The sequence below is a fragment of the Acidovorax sp. GW821-FHT10A04 genome, from assembly GCF_059415825.1.
Genome location: NZ_JBWKNZ010000002.1, coordinates 317,643 through 334,755 on the forward strand (window position 1 = coordinate 317,643; position 17,113 = coordinate 334,755).

Sequence of the window (17,113 nt, forward strand, 5' to 3'; positions counted from 1 at the left end):
CCATTTATCCTCAACAGCTGTTTAGCCAAGCTATACGATGCACCCATGCGCCTGCCTCCCCTGATCGCCGTCCGCTTCTTCGAGGCCACCGCCCGCCATGCCAGCGTGCGCCGCGCGGCCCAAGAGCTGCACGTCACGCCCGGTGCCGTCTCGCAGCAGGTGCGCAAGCTCGAGGACTTCCTCGGCTGCGCGCTGTTCGAGCGCCAACCGCGCGGCCTGGCGCTCACGGCCGCCGGGCGCGACTACCAGGTGGCCTGCGCCGAGGGCCTGGCGATGATCGGGCACGCCACCTCGCGCATCGCCTCGGCGAACCGGCGCCAGGTGGTGCTGGTGAGCTGCACGCCGGGCTTTGCCGTGCAGTGGCTGGTGCCGCGCCTGCAAGGCTTTCTGCAACAACACCCCGAGATGGACGTGCATGTGGGCAGCACCAACCGCACGGTGGACCTGGCTGCCGAGGGTGTGCACTTTGCCGTGCGCCACGGGCAGGGTGCCTACCCCGGCCTGCAGTCCGAGGTGCTGGTGGCCGATGACCTGGTGCCCGTGTGCAGCCCGCGCCTGCTGGCCCCACGCCGCACGGCGCGCGTGGCCGACATCACCAGCGCCCGGCTGCTGCACGACGAGCACCGCGGCGACTGGCGCCTGTGGTGCCAGGCGCATGGTGTGGCGGATGTGGACTGCGAGGGCGGTGTCGTGTTCGCGCATTCCAACGCTGCCATCGAGGCCGCCGTGGCCGGCCGCGGCTTTGCCCTGGTGCGGCACGCACTGGTGCAGCAGGAACTGCAGGCGCGCGAACTGGTCTCGGTGCACTGCAAGCCCCTTGCGACCCCGCTGGCCTACCACCTGGTGTACCGGCCCGAGGCGCTGATCGACCCCGGTCTGCGCCGCTTCCACGCCTGGATCGTGGCGCAGGGCAGCAACACTGGCTAGAGCCCGCGCACCATGTAGACCGCGCCCTCGCCATAGCCCGCCAGCCGCTCGCGCTGCAGCGCATCGGCGAGAGGCTGCACGGCGTAGCCATGGCGCTCCCAGTAGCCCTGCGAGCCCTGCACCGACACCAGGGCCGTGTGGCGCAGGCCCCAGGCAGCCCCCTGCGCCCACAGAGGTGTGAGCAGCGCCTGCGCCAGGCCCTGGCCCGCACAGGCCGGCAGCACCGCCATGTCGTGCAGGTACAGGGTGTCGGGCGCGCCGGGCGGGCCCTCGAAGTCGCCGTGCAGCGGCGTGACCTTGCCCTGCACCGAGCGGTAGGCCGCGAGGTAGGCACAGACCTGGCCAGCGCGTTCGAGCACCAGCGAGCAGTTCACCGGGCTGGCGAGCCGGCGCGCAAACACCTCGCCGCTTTCAACGAAGCCTTCGCCATAGCAGGCCAGTTGCACCTGCAGCAGGCCGGGCAGGTCGTGCAGCTGCAGCGCGCGCGGCGCACCGGGTACGGGGGAAGGGGGAAGCAATGAATTCGGCATGCAGGGCCCGGATTATCCCGCTGCGCCCCCCGGCGCATGACGCGCCAGGTCATCGACGCAGGCGGGGCCGCCGCGAAGAATGGGCTGCGTGGGATGCCCGTGCATCCGACACCCATTCTTCCACCCCTTGCCTTCAGGAGTTGCCATGAACACCGTTGAATCCTCTGCACCGACCGCCGCCAGCGCCGCCCCCGACATCGCCGCGCGCTACATTGCCGCCTGGAACGCCACCGACACGACCGAACGCGGGCGCCTGGTGCGCGGCGTCTTCAGTGCCGATGTGCACTACCTTGACCCGATGATGGAAGGCCGGGGCCATGACGGCCTGGCTGCGCTGATCGCGGGCGCACAGCAGCGCTTTGCCGGCTACCGCTTTGCGCTGCTGGGCACGCCCGAGGGCCACCACAGCGTGGTGCGCTTTTCCTGGGCGCTTGCGGCCCCGGGCGCCGAGCCCGTGGCGCGCGGCACCGACGTGGCCGAACTGGACGCCGACGGGCGCCTGCGCCGCGTCACGGGCTTCCTCGACTACGTCGCCGACTGAGCCTCAGTGGGGAAGCACCGGCGGCTGGACGAAATCTTCGAGCGAGAGGCCCTTTTCCTTGAGCAGGGCTTCGAGCACGGGCTGCAGCCGGCCCAGGCTTTCCTGCACAGCCTCGCGCACGGTGTCGACCACCACCTGGGTGCTGCGCTCGATCTCGATGTTGAGCTGGTCGCCGGCCTTCTTGCCCTCGAACACTGTGGCGCGGCGCGTCTCGGGGATCAGCCAGACCTCGAACCAGCCCTCGGCGCGGTTCACCTCGGCCACGGTGAGGCTGGCGCCATGGATGGCGATATAGCCCTTGGCGAAGACGTAGCGGCGGAACTCGGGCGGCACGGCCACGCGCCACACCAGGTTGTTGTCGAACTCGCGCACGCTGGCCAGCGTGCCCGAAAAATCGATGTGGCCCGACAGCGGGTGGCCGCCGATCTCGGCGCCGTCCTTGGCCGCGCGCTCCACGTTCACGCGGTCGCCCTGGCCATAGCTGCCCAGCGTGGTGATGTTCAGGCTCTGCTGCATCACATCGAAGTTGGCCTGTGTCGGCGAAAGGATCTCGGTCACCGTGAGGCACACGCCATCGGTGGACACACTGGCACCAATGGCCAGGTCCTGGCAGAAGCCTTCTGGAAAATCGAGCGTGAAGGTGCGCAGGCCTGCGCGGTCATGGATGGCGGCAATGCCTGCCGTGGCTTGAACGATGCCTGTGAACATGGTGGCGCGGCTTTCAGGGTGTGGCCGCCGATTTTGCCACCCGGCCCCGCAACGCGCTGCCCGCCATGCAAAAGGGCTGCCTCCGGGGCAGCCCTTTGCGCAAGGAGCACAGTGGCGCTTGCTTACTTCGCGCGCAACAGCTCACCCACCTCGAGCAGCACCAGCTCGTTGTCGTCGGCCTTGTTCGGCTCGCGGCTGGAGCTGAAGGGCAGGTTGTTGTCGTTGCCGACCACGATGTGCGTGCCGTCCACCACGTCCACGTTCTCGATAGTGAAGAACGGGAAGGTCAGCACGCCGTTGTTCAGCGGCTTCTTGGCCAGGCGCTGCGGGTCCTTTATGGACAGCAGGTCGATGTAGCCCACCTTGCGCAGCGGGCCGCCGACGTTGGCTTCGGTCAGCTCGATCTTGTAGACGCGCTTGAACTTGGCCAGGTCGTGGAAGCAATCCGCGCGCTTGGCGCCTTCGGGGCAGGCCTTGTCGGCCGTGCCTTCGCCGTTGTCGCGCTCGATGATGAGGCCGGTGGTGCCGTCGATCATGTTGAAGTCGCCGATGGCGTGGTGGTTGGCTTCCAGCACGTACTTCCAGTGGCGGCCGGTCCACTGCTCGGCCTTCACGTCGAACTCCAGCACGCGCAGGTACTGCTTGCCGTCCACGGCTTCGTAGGCCTTGCCGGCCTCGTTCCACAGCGGCCCTTCGAGCAGGGCATAGAGCTTGCTGCCGTCCTTGGACGAGGCCATGCCTTCGTAGCCCTTGGAGCGCTTGACCTCGAAGGCCGGGGCCTTGGCATCGGGCGCGCCGACGGTGGTGATGGCCGGGTGGTCGGGCGAGCGCACGACCTTGCCATCCACCTGGGTTTCGAACACGGCGAGCACGCGGCCCGACAGGTCGGCCTTGATCAGGTAGGGCCCGAACTCCTCGCCGATCCACAGCGCGCCGCCGGCGAACTGGAAGCTCTCGGGGTCGAAGTCCGCGCCCGTGAGGTAGCGCTTGTCCGTGCCTTCGTGGACGATGCGGAACGGCACCTTCTTGTCCGGGTCGTGCAGGAACACCGTGGCCTGGCGCTTGAACTGGCCGGCCTTGAAATCCACCTGGTAGTGGCTCAGGTGCAGCATGAAGTCGGGCGAATTGGCCTTGGCACCGGCGCCGTTGTCGGTGAGGATCCAGAACGAGCCATCGGCCATGCGCTTGATGCCCGAGTGGCCCTGCAGCGGCTGGCCCGCGAAGGGCAGGGAGATGCCGGTGGGGCGGCCGCCCGACAGGCCTTCGACCGAACCCAGGGCCTCCACGCGCTTGCCCGTGGTGAACTTGCCACTGACCTGCAGGTCCTGCGGTGCATCCTTGGGCGCGGGCACCAGGCTCATGGCGGGCATCACGGCATGGCCGGCCAGCGTGGCAGGGTAGGCTTGCTGGGCCTGGGCGGTAAGGGAAGCAGCGGCAGCGCAGGCGAGCAGGGCGCTGGCGGCAATGGTGGAGAGTCGGGACATGGTCGCAGACGGCAGGAAATGTAAACCGGCGACGATGCCCGGTGCGCGTGACGGGCGCGTGACAGAACAGGGCCGCCTCAGGGCACGATGCGCACCGGCGTGCCCACCGCCACCCGCTCGAACAGGTCCATCACATCGGCATTGGCCATGCGCACGCAGCCGTGCGAGGCAGGCACGCCCAGCGGCGTGCCGTCGGGGCAGCCATGCAGGTAGATGTAGCGGCGCAGCGTGTCCACCGCGCCGCCGCGGTTCACGCCCGGCTCGCAGCCCGTGAGCCAGAGGATGCGGCACAGGATCCAGTCGCGCCCCGGGTGCTCGGCAGCGAGCCCGGGCGTGTACCGCTCGCCCGTGGGCCGGCGTCCGACGAACACGGTGGCGGCGTCGCAGCCCGCGCCCACCTTGGCGCGCACCCGGTGCAGGCCGCGCGGCGTGCAGCCGCTGCCGTTCATCTCGCCGACGCCCTGCAGCGCCGTGGACACGGCATAGCTGCGCACCAGGGCATCGCCCGCGTACAGATCCAGCTGCTGGCGCGGCACGCTGATGTGCACGTGCACGCCGCCGGGCCCTGCCTGCGTCATGGCGACGGTGCGGGCGGCAGGTAGGCGCCGGTGGCGAAGAGCTGGGCCTCGGCGCTCTCGATGCGGCCGATGCCGGGCTTGCCCGCGCGGCTGACCAAGAGGCCCAGCAGCGCCTCCGACAGGGCCTGCGCACCCGCGATGGAAGGAAAGAACGACGGGCTCTGCGTGGAGAACAGCAGCACCTCGTGCGCCAGCAGGGCCAGCGGGGAGGCGGGTGAATCGGTCAGCGCCAGCACCTGGCAGCCCGCCTCGCGCGCCTGGCGCGCCACGGCGATGGCCTCGCGCGAATAGGGGCTGAAGCTGATGACCACCACCGCATCGCCCTTGTGCAGGGCGCGCAGCTGCATCTCCAGCGAGCCGCCCATCCCGTCGAGCAGGTGCACGCTGTCGCGGAACAGGCGGTACACGTACATCAGCGAGTAGGCCACCGGGTGGCAGGCGCGAAAGCCGGCCACGTGCACGGCGCGCGCCTTCTCCAGCAGCGCGGCGGCGCGCGGCAGGGCGTCGCCGTTGGCGTGCTCGGTGGCGTCCAGGTTCTGGTGGTGCACCGCGAAGATCTCGCCGGCCAGCCCGCCGCCATCGCGCGCGCGGTCCACCAGGCTGCGCGCCTTGTGCGCATAGGGCTCGGAGCCCAGGCCCATGTCCTGCACCAGCGCCGCCTTGAGCTCGGGCCAGCCGTCGAAGCCCAGCAGCTGCGCAAAGCGCACCAGCGTGGCGGGCGGGATCCCGACGCGCGCGCTGACCGTGCGCATGGAGGCCGTGACCACGTCGTTCGGGTGTTCGAGCACGAAGCGTGCGGCCTTCTGCTGCGTGGCGGTCATGCCGTCGAACCGGTCACGGAGGGTGTCTTTCAGGCCCATGGCGGGTGGCGGTGCATGCGCAGGAGTGGTGGTCGCAGCACTGTAGCGGATCACTTCCCGGTGCAGGTGTTCCACCTGGCACCAGCAACAAAACACATGTTCCATTTAATTTGATTTTACGGTACATTTGTTCCATCGATTGTTTGCACCTGTTCCGGAGACCCTGGCATGACCCACGTTTTTCACCGCCACCTTCTGCACACCCCGCCCGTGGCCGTGGGCGGGCAGGGCATGTACCTGCGCGATGCTGCGGGGCGCGAATACCTCGACGCCTCGGGCGGTGCGGCCGTGTCCTCGTTGGGCCATGCCCACCCCGAAGTGCTGGCCGCCATGCACGCGCAGATCGACCGCCTGGCCTATGCCCACACCAGCTTCTTCACCACCGAGGTGGCGGAGCAACTGGCCGGGCAGCTGGTGCGCACGGCCCCGGCCGGCACCAGCCACGCCTACTTCGTGAGCGGCGGGTCCGAGGCCGTGGAGGCCGCGCTCAAGATGGCGCGCCAGTACTTCGTGGAGATCGGCCAGCCCCAGCGCACGCACTTCATCGCGCGGCGCCAGAGCTACCACGGCAACACCCTGGGCGCGCTGGCCGTGGGCGGCAATGCCTGGCGGCGCGCCCCCTTCGCGCCCCTCCTGGTGGAGGCCACGCACGTGGCGCCCTGCTACCCCTACCGCGAGCAGCAGGCCGGCGAGACGCCCGAGGCCTATGGCCTGCGCCTGGCACGCGAGCTGGAGGAGGCCATCCTCGCGCGCGGCCCCGATACCGTGCTGGCCTTCGTCGCCGAGACGGTGGGTGGCGCCACGGCTGGCGTGCTCACGCCCGTGCCCGGCTACTTCAAGGCGGTGCGCGAGGTCTGCGACCGCCATGGCGTGCTGCTGATCCTGGACGAGGTGATGTGCGGCATGGGCCGCACCGGCACCCTGCATGCCTGCGAGCAGGAGGGCGTGGTGCCCGACCTCATCACCGTGGCCAAGGGCCTGGGCGGCGGCTACCAGCCCATCGGCGCGGTGCTGGCGCAAAAGCACATCGTGGACGCCATGTCGCAGGGCAGCGGTTTCTTCCAGCATGGCCATACCTACCTGGGCCACCCGGTGGCCTGCGCGGCCGCGCTGGCGGTGCAGCAGGTCATCGCGCGCGACGGCCTGCTGGCCAAGGTGCGCGAGGACGGCGACTTCCTGGGCCAGGCGCTGCGCGATGCGCTGGGCCACCACCCGCATGTGGGCGACATCCGCGGGCGCGGCTTCTTCTGGGGCGTGGAGCTGGTGGCAGACCGGGCCAGCAAGGCCGCGTTCGATCCCGCGCAGAAGGTGCATTCGCGCCTCAAGAAGAAGGCCATGGACCTGGGCCTGCTGTGCTACCCCTTCGGCGGCACGGTGGACGGCAACGTGGGCGACCACGTGCTGCTGGCCCCGCCCTACATCGCCTCGCGCGAGCAGCTCGCCACCATCGCCGCGCTGCTGGCCCAGGCCGTCGACGCCGTGACCTCGACCGCCACACTGCCGCGCCAGCCCAGCCCCTGCTGAGCTTTATCCCCCGAACCCTCCCTGCCCCTCCCCTGACCTGAAAGGTGCTCCCATGCCGATGAAGACCCTGACGACAACGCTGCTCCCCGCCACCCTGGCGCTGGCCATGCTGCTGGCCTGTGGAACCGCCCAGGCCCAGAGCCCGGCGGGCGGCACGCTCAAGAAGATCCGCGACAGCGGCTCCATCACCTACGGCCACCGCGAGGCCTCGTTCGGCTTCTCGTACCTGGACGGCGGCGGCAAGCCGGTGGGCTACAGCATCGACATCTGCAACCGCATCCTGGAGGCGATCAAGGCCGAGCTCCAGCTGCCGCAGATCGCAGTGAAGTACCAGAACGTGACCTCGCAGAACCGCATCCCGCTGGTCGCCAACGGCACGGTGGACATCGAATGCGGCTCCACCACCAACCTGGTCGAGCGCCAGCAGATGGTGGCTTTCTCGCCCGACATCTTCCGCTACAACGTGCGCATGGCCGTGCGCGCCGACTCGGGCATCAAGGGCGTGGCCGACCTGCAGGGCAAGTCGGTGGTGGCCACCAGCGGCACCACCTCGCTGCGCCTGCTGCGCGAGGCCGACAAGGGCAAGAACCTGGAGATCACACAGCTGGCGGGCAAGGACCACACCGACTCCTTCCTGATGGTCGAGACGGGCCGCGCCGCCGCCTTCGTGCTCGACGACATCCTGCTCGCGGGCCTGATCGCAACCCACCGCAGCCCCAAGGACTTTGCCATCGTCGGCGAGGGCCTGCGCACCGAGAACCAGTCGCTGATGTTCCGCAAGGACGACCCGGAGTTCAAGGCGCTGGTGGACCGCGTGGTCACGGGCATGATGAAGTCCGGCGAGATGGAAAAGCTGTACAACCGCTGGTTCATGCAGCCCATTCCGCCCAAGAACGTGAGCATCAACTACCCGCTGAACGCCGAGACGCGCGACGCCTTCGCCAACCCCAGCTCCAAGGGCATCTGATTGCACCGCGCCCCGCCATGACCCGCATCGCCCTCATCCACGCCCTCGCCCATTCGGTGGCGCCCATCAACGACGCCTTCGCACACGACTGGCCCGAGGCCGTGCGCATGAACCTGCTGGACGACAGCCTCTCGGCCGACCTGGCACGCGAGGGCAGGGGGCTGGACGCGGCCATGCACGCGCGCTTCGAGGCCCTGGCGGACTATGCCGTGGGCACGGGGGCCGATGGCATCCTGTTCACCTGCTCGGCCTTCGGCCCGTGCATCGAGCGCGTGGCGGCGCGGCACGCGCAGATCCCGGTGCTCAAACCCAACGAGGCCATGGTCGAAGAAGCCGTGGCCACGGGCCGGCGCATCGGCCTGATCGCCAGCTTTGCGCCCACGCTCCAGTCCATGCCGCCGGAGTTTCCGCCCGGCACACCACTGCAACTGGCCCTGGCCGAAGGGGCCATGGCGGCCCTGAACGCGGGCAACGGCGACCTGCACGACAGCCTGGTCGCCGCGCAGGCCCAGCGCCTGCAGCGCGAGGGCTGCGAGGTGATCGCGCTGGCGCAGTTCAGCATGGCGCGCGCACGCAGCATGTGCGCGGCGGTCACCGGCCTGCCGGTGCTGACCACGGTGGACAGCGCGGTGGCTGCATTGAAGCGCCGCTTGGCCTAGCCTGCTGCCACCAGCCCCGCCGCATGGCCGCGTGTGAAGGCTTCCTCGAACACCGAATACCCCGACCAATCGCTGTGCGCAAACACCAGGCGCGCCGTGGCCGGCGTGGGCAGCACGGCCACGCGCTCGCCGCCCGCCAGGCGCACGCGCTTGTCCGGCGCCCAGTAGCGGCCCGGCTGGTGCAGCCAGCCCAGCAGCCCCGGCGTGGGGATGGACATGGCATGGCCGTAGCGTGTGATGTCCATGCGCGTGGCGCGCTGGGCCAGGTCGGGGTGCGGGCCGGCCAGTGACTGCATGGCCGCCTGCGCCCAGTGGGTCCAGGGCTGGGTGGCCAGCTGCTGGCGGCCATCGGGCAGGTCGCCCAGGGCCTGGTAGTAGGTGAGCACCGTGGGACCGGGGCGCGGGTCCAGGCGCTGGTGGCCGGCGTCCACGTAGCCCAGGCCGCCGGGGTTGGCATCGGCATACAGCACGTTGTCCCACGCAGGGGCAGCGCCCGCACGGTCGGTCAGCGGCGCATCGATGTGGATGTTGGCCACCAGCCAAGGGGCCCAGGACAGGCGCTGCGCCGTCTCGGCAAGGAAGGCGGGCGGGTTGCGCACCACGCGCGCGGCCAGGAACACGGGCAGCGCCACCACGCAGCGCGGTGCCTGCCAGCGCTCGACATTGCCCGAGGCATGGTTGAGCGCATCCACCTCCACGCCATGGCGCCCCTCGGTGATGCGCAGCACGCTGGTGCCCGTGGCCAGTTGCCCGCCGCCCCGCAGCGGCAGCGCCAGGCGCTGGGTGAGCCAGCCATTGCCCTCGGGCCAGGTGAGCACGCCCTCGCGGTCCTCGCTGCCCGCGTCACCCGGCGCATGGAAGCCATGGCGGCTGGCGAAGTAGTGGATGCCGGCCCAGGCCGACACGCGCGCCGTGCCCGCGCCGTAATCGTCCCGGCAGCAGTAGCCCAGGTACCAGCGCAGGTGCGCATCGTCGAGGCCCTCCTGGGTGAGCCAGGCGTCGAACGAGAGGGCATCGAGCGCCTGGTGCGTGGGCGGCAGCGGCCGCCGGCCGCCGAAGGCCTTGAGCATGGGCATGGTGAAGCGCGCCGCCTTGGACAGCGCATCCACCCGCTCGGAGAAACGGCGGTACTGGGCCAGCGTTGCTTCGCCCACGCCCTGCACCGGCAGCAGGCCTTCCTGCCATTCGCCCTCGAAGTACAGCCGCTCCTGCGGGCTGTGGCACAGGTGGCGCTCGTCGTAGCGCCAGCGGCCGGCCACGCGCTGGCGCAGGCCCAGTTCCTCGAGCAGGTCCTGCACCTCGCTGGCGTCGTCCCCGGGCACGGGCAGGTAGTGCGCGCCCATGGGGCAGGCGATGCCGCCGACCATGCCGCCGCGGCTGTTGCCGCCGGCCTGGTCTTCGAGCTCCAGCAGCGCGAAGTCCTCCACCCCCGCCAGGCGCAGCGCGCGCGCCGCCGCCAGGCCGGCCACGCCGCCGCCGGCGATGATGACCTGCGCGCGCCGCACCACGGCGGGCTCGGGCAGGGAGCCCTTTTGCAGCATCTCGCGCAGCGCATGGCCGCGCTGCATGTCGATGCCGGCAAAACCGCCTTCGAGCGTGCGTGGCGCCTTCTCACAGCCGGGCAGCGCGGCCCCCGCGGCCAGCAGGGCACCGGCCTGCAGCAGCTGCCGGCGGCGCGATGAGGGCAGGGAAAGGGGGGACGCAAGGGACATGGGGCCGTACTCTACGTCACCCGCAAGCCCTCCTGGCAAGACAAGGGTCAGTCTTTCCAGCGTGCCTGGATTTCGAGCAGTTGGGGCAGCTGCGCAATGAACACCTCGACCATCGCCGGATCGAAATGCTTGCCCGCCTGCGCGCGCAGGTGGGCCACGGTGTCCTCGGTGCTCCAGGGCTCCTTGTAGGGCCTGCGCGCGGTGAGCGCGTCGAACACGTCGGCCAGCGTGACGATGCGCGCCTCCACGGGAATCGCCTCGCCCGCCAGTCCCTTCGGGTAACCGCTGCCGTCCCACTTCTCGTGGTGCGTGAGCGCAATGGCATGGGCCAGGCGCAGCACGCCCCCGGGGTGCTCGCCGATGATCTCGGCGCCGATCTGCGGGTGGCGGCGCATGGTCTCCCATTCGCCCGCATCGAGCGGGCCGGGCTTGCGCAGCACGGCGTCGGGGATGCCGATCTTGCCCACATCGTGCATGGGCGCGGCGTTGAGCAGGTCTTCGGCCCAGGCCGGCGAGTGGCCCAGCGCCAGCGCCAGCACATGGGCGAAGTGGCTCATGCGGATGACGTGCATCCCGGTCTCATTGTCCTTGTACTCGGCCGCACGGCCCAGGCGCTGCACGATCTGCAGCCGGGTCTCGCGCAGCTCCTCGGTGCGCACCAGCGACAGGTGGGTGCGCACACGGGCGCGCACCACCGGGGCGCTCACGGGCTTGGTGATGTAGTCCACACCGCCCACGTCGAAGCCGCGCGCCTCGTCCTGCACGTCGGTGAGCGCGGTGACGAAGATCACCGGGATGTTCGCGGTGGCCCGGTCGGCCTTGAGGGCCTGGCACACGGCGTAGCCGTCCATCTGCGGCATCATCACATCGAGCAGCACCAGGTCGGGCCGCTGCTGCTGGGCGATCTGCAGCGCGCGCGCACCATCGGTGGCGAACAGCAGGCGAAAGTCCTCCTGCAGGATGTGGCGCAGCACCTGCAGGTTGGTGGGTTCGTCGTCCACCAGCAGCAGGCGCGGGCGGTGGTCTTCGGGGGCGGCCGTCATGGGGCTTCCTTCGGGTGCCGGGGGCAAAGGGTGCAATTGTCAGACATGCGTTTGCCCCGGCTGCAACGGTGCCTGCAGATGGTGCTGCAGGGCCTGCAGGCAGGTGCGCGCCTCGTCGAAGTCGAAGCGGTCGAGCGCCTCGTGCAGGCCGTTGAGCGTGACCGCGGGCAACTCGCCCTCGAGCACCGCCAGCGGCGCGTCGGCCAGCTCTCCCTGCGCCAGGGCGGCGGCAAGGGCCGCGATGGCGGCCAGCACGCGCTCGCGCTGGGCCTGCTGCAGCGGCGCAGGCGCTGGCGCCGAACCCTGCCGCTGCGCATCGGGCGCCTGGGGGCTGAGCAGGGCACCACCCACGGCATCGAGCGCCGTGGCCAGGGCCAGCAGGGCCACCTGCACCGAGCCGGCATCGCGCTCGCGCGCCGCCTGCTCGATCTGGCCGGAATACTGCTGCACCGCAGGCAGCGCCAGGTTGGCGGCCGCACCGCGCAGGCGGTGGGCACGCGCCGCCAGGCTGTCCCAGTCGTCGGCTTGGTGCGCGGACAGCAGGCCGGCTAGCGCCACGCCGCTCTCCTGCATGAAGCGCTCGATGGCTTCGCGCAGGTAGCGTGCCTGCGTCCACAGCCGCACCCCCCGCTCCCATTCGATGGCGGGTGCCACCGGGGCCGTTGCCGGTTGCCGGGCGGGCGGGGCCAGCAGCCCCTCGCCGGGAGGCAGGGCGCCGAAGATGCTGGCCACGGCGAACACCGGATCACCGCCGTCTTCGCGCACGCCGATCACGCGCGCGATCTCGGCCATGAGCCGCACCGGCTCCACCGGCTTGCTGGCAAAGCCATCCATGCCGGCGGCACGGGCATTGCGGCGGTCCTGTTCGAGCACGCTGGCCGACAGGGCCACGATGGGGGTCGGCTTGCGCCGGCGCGCCTGCTCGAAGCTGCGCAGGTGGCGCGTGGCCTCCAGGCCGTCCATGTCGGGCATCTGCAGGTCCATCAGCACCACGTCGAAGCGCTGCTGCGCGAAGGCCTCGAGCGCCAGCGCGCCGCTGCCCACGGCCGTGAGCTTGTGGCCACCGCGCTGCAGCGTGATCTGCAGCAGCTCCAGGTTGGCGGGCACGTCGTCCACGGCCAGCACGCGCAGCGTGGGCAGGGGGGCGCGCAGCCAGTCGCGGGTCGTCGAAGGGCCGGCATCCGCCGGCGGCTGGCCGGTGCGCAGCGGCAGGCGCACGGTGAAGGTGCTGCCCTGGCCCATCTGGCTGACCACCGCAATGCTGCCGCCCATCAGCTCGGCCAGCTGGCGGGCGATGGTCGTGCCCAGGCCCGTGCCACCGTAGCGGCGCGTGGTCGAGGCATCGGCCTGCGCGAAGGGGTCGAAGATGCGCTCCACACCGGCGGCGTCGATGCCGATGCCGGTGTCCACCACCTGCAGCACGAGCTGCGCATTGGCGCCGGCCACGCGCAGCGTGACCCGGCCCTCGTGCGTGAACTTGATGGCGTTGCCCATCAGGTTGAGCAGCACCTGCTGGATGCGGAAGGCATCGCCCTGCCAGTGGACAGGCACGCCTTCGGGATAGTCGAGCACGACCTCCAGCCCCTTCTTGGCGGCGTTGATGCGCAGCGAGGCCAGGATCTGGTCGCACAGCTCGCGCAGGCTGAAATCGGCGACCTCCAGTTCCACCGCGCCCTTTTCGAGCTTGGCGGTGTCCAGGATGTCGTTGAGCAGGCGCAGCATGGAGCGCGCCGCATGGTGCACCGTGCCCAGGTGCCGGCGCTGGGTGCTTTCGAGCGGCGTATCGAGCAGCGCCTCGGTGAAGCCGATGATGGCGTTCATGGGCGTGCGGATCTCGTGGCTCATGTTCGCCAGGAAGGTGCTGCGTGCTGCGGCCGCATGCTCGGCCTGTTCCTTGGCCGTGCGCAGGTCCGTCTCCATGCGCCGGCGCATGGTCAGGTCGGTGGCGAACTTGACGATCTTGAAGGCCCGCCCCTGCGCGTCGAAGATCGGGTTGTAGGTGGCCTGGATCCAGACCTCGCGCCCGCCCCGGCCCAGGCGCAGGTACTCCCCCGCGTTGAACTCGCCCTGGCCCAGGCGCGCCCAGAAGGCCTGGTAGGCCTGGCTGCCGGCGTACTCCGGCGTGCAGAAGATGCGGTGGTGCTGGCCTGCGATCTCGGCGAGCGTGTAGCCCATGAGGTCCAGGAAATTGCGGTTGGCGGTGAGCACCCGGCCCTTGAGATCGAATTCGATCACCGCCTGCGAGCGGCCGATGGCCGTGACCGTGCCCACGAACTCGGCGTTCTGCGCCTTGGAGGCCGTCATGTCGGTGATCACGCCGTCGATCCAGCGGACTTCCCCCTGCGGCCCCGAGACACCGCGGCCCGTTTCGGACACCCAGCGGATACCACCATCGCGCGTGTGCAGCCGGTACTCCAGCACATAGGACGCACCCGCTTCCAGGGCGCGCGCCACCTGGTCCCCGATGCGCGCGGCATCGTCCTCGTGGATGATGCGGCCGAACGAGATGTGCCCGGCCAGGAAGTCCTCGGCCGGCCAGCCCGTGAGGGACTCCACCGCGTCGCTGATGAACAGCATGGACCAGTCGGCGTCGTAGCGGCAGCGAAACGCCACGCCCGGGATGTTGCGCACCAGCGAGCGCAGCTGCTCCTCGCCGCGTCGGCGCTCCTGCTCCATGGCCCGGCGCTCGGTCAGGTCGGTCAGGAAGCCGACGAGCACCGGCGGCCCCGGCAGGTCCACGCGGCCGACCACCAGCCGCACGGGCACCAGGCTGCCATCCTTGCGCACCACGTGGATGTCCTTGTCCTTGCCCACCTGGCGCGCCTCGCCGCGCGACAGGTCGCGCGGCAGGTAGCTGTGCGGCGTGTCGGCATAGGCCGGGTCCACGAGCATGCGCACGGGCCGGCCCACGGCTTCCTCGGCCGTCCAGCCGAGCATGCGCTGCGCCGAACCGTTGAAGGACCGGATGGTGCCGTCCGCATCTGCCATGACGATGGCGTCCATGGCGGTTTCCACCACCGCGCGCAGGCTCGACTCGCTCTGCTCGGACCTGCGCAACAGCCAGCGGACCCGAAGACCGATGTTGACGGTGGTTACCACCAGCCCCACCAGCACGGCCATCAGCGCGATGGCCAGCGCCATGTAGCGGGCCTGCTCGGGCACCGGCCCCAGGTCTGGCACATTGCCGGAGACACGCACGGCGGCGATGCTGATGAAGTGCATGCCGGCGATCGCCAGCCCCAGGACCAGCCCCCCCAGCAGCGTGCTCAGCCAGGGCCGGCGCGCCCAGGCGCGCAGCATGCCGAAGCGCAGCCACAGCGCCAGGATGGCCATGCCCACCGCGAACACGAGGGAGGCCGCAAAGCCGCCCACGTCGTAGCGGATCATCGGCGCCATGTCGGAGGCCGACATGCCGGCGTAGTGCATGACGCCGATGCCCGCACCCACCAGGGCACCGCCCCAGGCGATGGACAGGCCCGTGGGCTGCCTTTGGGTGAGCACGTGCAGCGCGATCCACGACGCCACCAGGCTGGGCAGAAAGGACAGCGCCGTGACCGAGGGCTCGAAATGGCCGTGTGCGCACAGGTCGAAGGCCAGCATCCCCACGAAGTGCATGGACCAGACCCCGCCGCCCAACGCCAGCGAACCGGAGGCGACGGTCAGGTTGCGGCGCAGCCGGTCCGGCGCACGCTGCGCCAGCGCGGCCAGGTGCAGCGCCATGAGGGAGGAAGCAATCGCCAGCGCGACCGACAGGGCCACGAGCCAGGGGTCGTGCCCCCAGAGATTCTGGGGATCCCGCTGTGCGCCGACAACGAAGAATCTCTCAAGCATCGGGGCGGACAAATGTAAGCGTTGGTTTCCATTCTGCCGGCAACCCCGTGAGCGATTTACCCATAGGGTCTTGAAACCCGCCGCCGCCCCGATTTGTTACATCCGCGCGGCATGGATGCAACAGCGCGGGCTTCCAGAGCTCGCCCGCAGGGGGATGTGCCGAATTCAGTGCGCTGCGACCTTGCCCCACTCCCGCTCATAGGTGTGCACCAGGGCCTGGTTGGACAGACGGTTCACGTCCGCCGGCAGGCGCGCCATGTCGAGCGGAAAGTCGAACAGCAGGGGCAGCGTGCCCGCGCTCAGGAAGCGCAGGTCGGGCGGCAGCGCCTCGGGCATGCGCCAGGGCCGGCGGCTGGCCACCACGAAGCCCCACTCCCCGAAGCTCGGCACATGGGCGTGGTAGGGCGCCGTCTGCAGGCCCACCGATTCCATGGTCTGCACCACCGTCCAGTAGCTCTGGCGCGCCACCAGCGGCGAGGTGGTCTGCACCACGGCGTAGCCGCTGGCGGCCAGGCGCTTGTCCAGCAGCGCATAGAAGCTGTTGGTGTAGAGCTTGCCGATGGAAAAATTGGTCGGGTCGGGAAAGTCCACCACGATCACGTCGAAGACATCCTCCGCCGCGTCACAGCCCGGGGCCTTGCACTGCTGCAGCCACTGGAAGGCATCGGTGTTGACCACCTGCACCTTGGGCGAGCGCAGCGCCTCGCCATTGAGCCGGGCGAGCGTGGGGTTGTCGGTGAACAGGCGCGTCATGGCCGGGTCCAGCTCCACCAGGGTGACGGACTCGACCGAGGGGTACTTGAGGATCTCGCGCACGGCCATGCCGTCGCCGCCGCCGAGCACGGCCACGCGCCGGGGCGCGCCGTGCGCCGCCATCGCGGGGTGGACCAGCGCCTCGTGGTAGCGGTACTCGTCGCGCTCGGCGAACTGCAGGTTGCCGTTGAGGTACAGCCGGTGGCCCAGCTTGCCGTTGGTGACGACGATGCGCTGGTAGGGCGATGCGGTGCTGAAGACGATGCGGTCCTGGTAGAACTTGTCCTCGGCGAAGCTGGTGATGTGGTCGGCCCCGAGCAGGCCTGCAAACAGCAGCGCCAGCACGGCGACGCAGGCCAGGGCATGCGCGCGCAGGCGGCGCAGCTCGTCGCGGAACAACCACACCGCCCACAGCGCCACCGCGGCATTCATGAGGCCGAACAGCAGGCCCGTGCGGATCAGCCCCAGGTGCGGCACCAGCAGCAGCGGGAAGGCCATGGACACGGCCAGCGCGCCCAGGTAGTCGAAGGTCAGCACCTGCGAGACCAGGTCCTTGAGCGCCACGTTGCGCTTGAGGATGCGCATGACCAGCGGAATCTCCAGACCCACCAGCGTGCCCACCATGAACACCATGCCATACAGCAGCAGGCGAAAGGCCCCGGGCGCGTAGGCATTGGCCAGGAACAGCGTGGCCGGCAGCGCGCCGCCGATCAAGGCCACCAGCAGCTCGATGCGCAGGAAGTGCGCCGGCAGCTGGCGCTCGAAATAGCGCGACAGCCACGAGCCCACGCCCATGGCGAACAGGTAGGTGCCGATGATGGTCGAGAACTGCAGCACCGAGTCGCCCAGCACATAGGACGCGAGCGCGCCGGCCGCCAGCTCGTAGAGCAGGCCGCAGGCGGCCACGACGAACACGCTGGCCAGCAGCGCCACATCGATGGGGCGCGCGCCCGACGGGGCGGAGGCGGAAGGGATGGAGGTAGGGTTCGAGGACAA

14 protein-coding genes are annotated in these 17,113 nt (G+C 70.2%); 5 read left to right on the forward strand and 9 right to left on the reverse strand.

The window, feature by feature from the left end:
- Window positions 1-45 precede the first annotated feature (45 nt).
- Window positions 46-927 (forward strand): transcriptional regulator GcvA, encoded by an 882-nt coding sequence (gcvA, locus tag AC07PF_RS05840; RefSeq protein ID WP_494611166.1) that lies wholly within the window; start codon window positions 46-48, stop codon window positions 925-927.
- On the opposite strand, the gene AC07PF_RS05845 is transcribed toward gcvA, so the two are convergent.
- Window positions 924-1,457, reverse strand: a complete 534-nt coding sequence (locus tag AC07PF_RS05845) for a GNAT family N-acetyltransferase (protein ID WP_494611167.1) — start codon at window positions 1,455-1,457, stop codon at window positions 924-926. The genes gcvA and AC07PF_RS05845 overlap by 4 nt on opposite strands.
- 145 nt (window positions 1,458-1,602) lie before the next feature.
- Here AC07PF_RS05845 and AC07PF_RS05850 point away from each other — a divergent pair, with 145 nt between their 5' ends.
- Window positions 1,603-1,998 carry a nuclear transport factor 2 family protein gene (locus AC07PF_RS05850; RefSeq protein ID WP_007850730.1) on the forward strand — a complete coding sequence of 132 codons (396 nt, stop codon included), beginning with the start codon at window positions 1,603-1,605 and terminating at the stop codon, window positions 1,996-1,998.
- 3 nt (window positions 1,999-2,001) lie between these two features.
- On the opposite strand, the gene AC07PF_RS05855 is transcribed toward AC07PF_RS05850, so the two are convergent.
- The 4 genes from AC07PF_RS05855 to AC07PF_RS05870 all read right to left on the reverse strand — a co-directional run bounded on the left by AC07PF_RS05855 (window position 2,002) and on the right by AC07PF_RS05870 (window position 5,628).
- Window positions 2,002-2,706, reverse strand: coding sequence for a riboflavin synthase (locus AC07PF_RS05855; protein WP_007850727.1), 705 nt, complete (start codon window positions 2,704-2,706; stop codon window positions 2,002-2,004).
- A gap of 122 nt (window positions 2,707-2,828) precedes the next feature.
- Window positions 2,829-4,190: an esterase-like activity of phytase family protein gene (locus AC07PF_RS05860; protein WP_494611168.1), complete on the reverse strand. Its 1,362-nt coding sequence runs from the start codon at window positions 4,188-4,190 to the stop codon at window positions 2,829-2,831.
- Between the two features lie 77 nt (window positions 4,191-4,267).
- Window positions 4,268-4,768 carry a L,D-transpeptidase family protein gene (locus AC07PF_RS05865; protein WP_494611169.1) on the reverse strand — a complete coding sequence of 167 codons (501 nt, stop codon included), beginning with the start codon at window positions 4,766-4,768 and terminating at the stop codon, window positions 4,268-4,270.
- Window positions 4,765-5,628 carry a MurR/RpiR family transcriptional regulator gene (locus AC07PF_RS05870; protein ID WP_494611170.1) on the reverse strand — a complete coding sequence of 288 codons (864 nt, stop codon included), beginning with the start codon at window positions 5,626-5,628 and terminating at the stop codon, window positions 4,765-4,767. The genes AC07PF_RS05865 and AC07PF_RS05870 overlap by 4 nt, the downstream gene beginning before the upstream one ends.
- 168 nt (window positions 5,629-5,796) lie before the next feature.
- Between AC07PF_RS05870 and AC07PF_RS05875 the strand changes: the two genes are divergently transcribed.
- From AC07PF_RS05875 to AC07PF_RS05885, 3 genes are all read left to right on the forward strand, one after another.
- The gene (locus AC07PF_RS05875; protein ID WP_494611171.1) at window positions 5,797-7,152 is read left to right on the forward strand and encodes an aspartate aminotransferase family protein; all 1,356 of its coding nucleotides are present in this window, start codon (window positions 5,797-5,799) and stop codon (window positions 7,150-7,152) included.
- Between the two features lie 106 nt (window positions 7,153-7,258).
- Window positions 7,259-8,119 (forward strand): transporter substrate-binding domain-containing protein, encoded by an 861-nt coding sequence (locus tag AC07PF_RS05880; protein ID WP_494604128.1) that lies wholly within the window; start codon window positions 7,259-7,261, stop codon window positions 8,117-8,119.
- A 17-nt stretch (window positions 8,120-8,136) separates the two neighbouring features.
- On the forward strand, window positions 8,137-8,778 hold the full coding sequence (locus AC07PF_RS05885) for an aspartate/glutamate racemase family protein (RefSeq protein ID WP_494603721.1): 642 nt from the start codon (window positions 8,137-8,139) through the stop codon (window positions 8,776-8,778).
- Here the strand turns inward: AC07PF_RS05885 and AC07PF_RS05890 are convergent.
- The 4 genes from AC07PF_RS05890 to AC07PF_RS05905 all read right to left on the reverse strand — a co-directional run bounded on the left by AC07PF_RS05890 (window position 8,775) and on the right by AC07PF_RS05905 (window position 17,113).
- Window positions 8,775-10,490, reverse strand: a complete 1,716-nt coding sequence (locus tag AC07PF_RS05890) for an FAD-dependent oxidoreductase (RefSeq protein WP_494611172.1) — start codon at window positions 10,488-10,490, stop codon at window positions 8,775-8,777. The two genes, AC07PF_RS05885 and AC07PF_RS05890, sit on opposite strands and share 4 nt — an antisense overlap.
- Before the next feature lie 47 nt (window positions 10,491-10,537).
- A complete protein-coding gene (locus AC07PF_RS05895) occupies window positions 10,538-11,533 on the reverse strand; it encodes a response regulator (RefSeq protein WP_494611173.1) in 996 nt (331 codons plus the stop codon).
- A 39-nt stretch (window positions 11,534-11,572) separates the two neighbouring features.
- On the reverse strand, window positions 11,573-15,364 hold the full coding sequence (locus AC07PF_RS05900; RefSeq protein ID WP_494611174.1) for a PAS domain S-box protein: 3,792 nt from the start codon (window positions 15,362-15,364) through the stop codon (window positions 11,573-11,575).
- A 165-nt stretch (window positions 15,365-15,529) separates the two neighbouring features.
- Window positions 15,530-17,113: a polyamine aminopropyltransferase gene (locus AC07PF_RS05905; protein WP_007850698.1), complete on the reverse strand. Its 1,584-nt coding sequence runs from the start codon at window positions 17,111-17,113 to the stop codon at window positions 15,530-15,532.

Bases quoted from the DNA above. Each gene is read 5' to 3' on its own strand.
- AC07PF_RS05870 (WP_494611170.1), bottom strand. From the start codon at position 5,628: ATGGGCCTGAAAGACACCCTCCGTGACCGGTTCGACGGCATGACCGCC.
- AC07PF_RS05875 (WP_494611171.1), top strand. From the start codon at position 5,797: ATGACCCACGTTTTTCACCGCCACCTTCTGCACACCCCGCCCGTGGCC.
- AC07PF_RS05895 (WP_494611173.1), bottom strand. From the start codon at position 11,533: ATGACGGCCGCCCCCGAAGACCACCGCCCGCGCCTGCTGCTGGTGGAC.
- AC07PF_RS05855 (WP_007850727.1), bottom strand. From the start codon at position 2,706: ATGTTCACAGGCATCGTTCAAGCCACGGCAGGCATTGCCGCCATCCAT.
- AC07PF_RS05845 (WP_494611167.1), bottom strand. From the start codon at position 1,457: ATGCCGAATTCATTGCTTCCCCCTTCCCCCGTACCCGGTGCGCCGCGC.
- AC07PF_RS05865 (WP_494611169.1), bottom strand. From the start codon at position 4,768: ATGACGCAGGCAGGGCCCGGCGGCGTGCACGTGCACATCAGCGTGCCG.
- AC07PF_RS05860 (WP_494611168.1), bottom strand. From the start codon at position 4,190: ATGTCCCGACTCTCCACCATTGCCGCCAGCGCCCTGCTCGCCTGCGCT.
- gcvA (WP_494611166.1), top strand. From the start codon at position 46: ATGCGCCTGCCTCCCCTGATCGCCGTCCGCTTCTTCGAGGCCACCGCC.
- AC07PF_RS05900 (WP_494611174.1), bottom strand. From the start codon at position 15,364: ATGCTTGAGAGATTCTTCGTTGTCGGCGCACAGCGGGATCCCCAGAAT.
- AC07PF_RS05880 (WP_494604128.1), top strand. From the start codon at position 7,259: ATGCTGCTGGCCTGTGGAACCGCCCAGGCCCAGAGCCCGGCGGGCGGC.
- AC07PF_RS05850 (WP_007850730.1), top strand. From the start codon at position 1,603: ATGAACACCGTTGAATCCTCTGCACCGACCGCCGCCAGCGCCGCCCCC.
- AC07PF_RS05885 (WP_494603721.1), top strand. From the start codon at position 8,137: ATGACCCGCATCGCCCTCATCCACGCCCTCGCCCATTCGGTGGCGCCC.
- AC07PF_RS05890 (WP_494611172.1), bottom strand. From the start codon at position 10,490: ATGTCCCTTGCGTCCCCCCTTTCCCTGCCCTCATCGCGCCGCCGGCAG.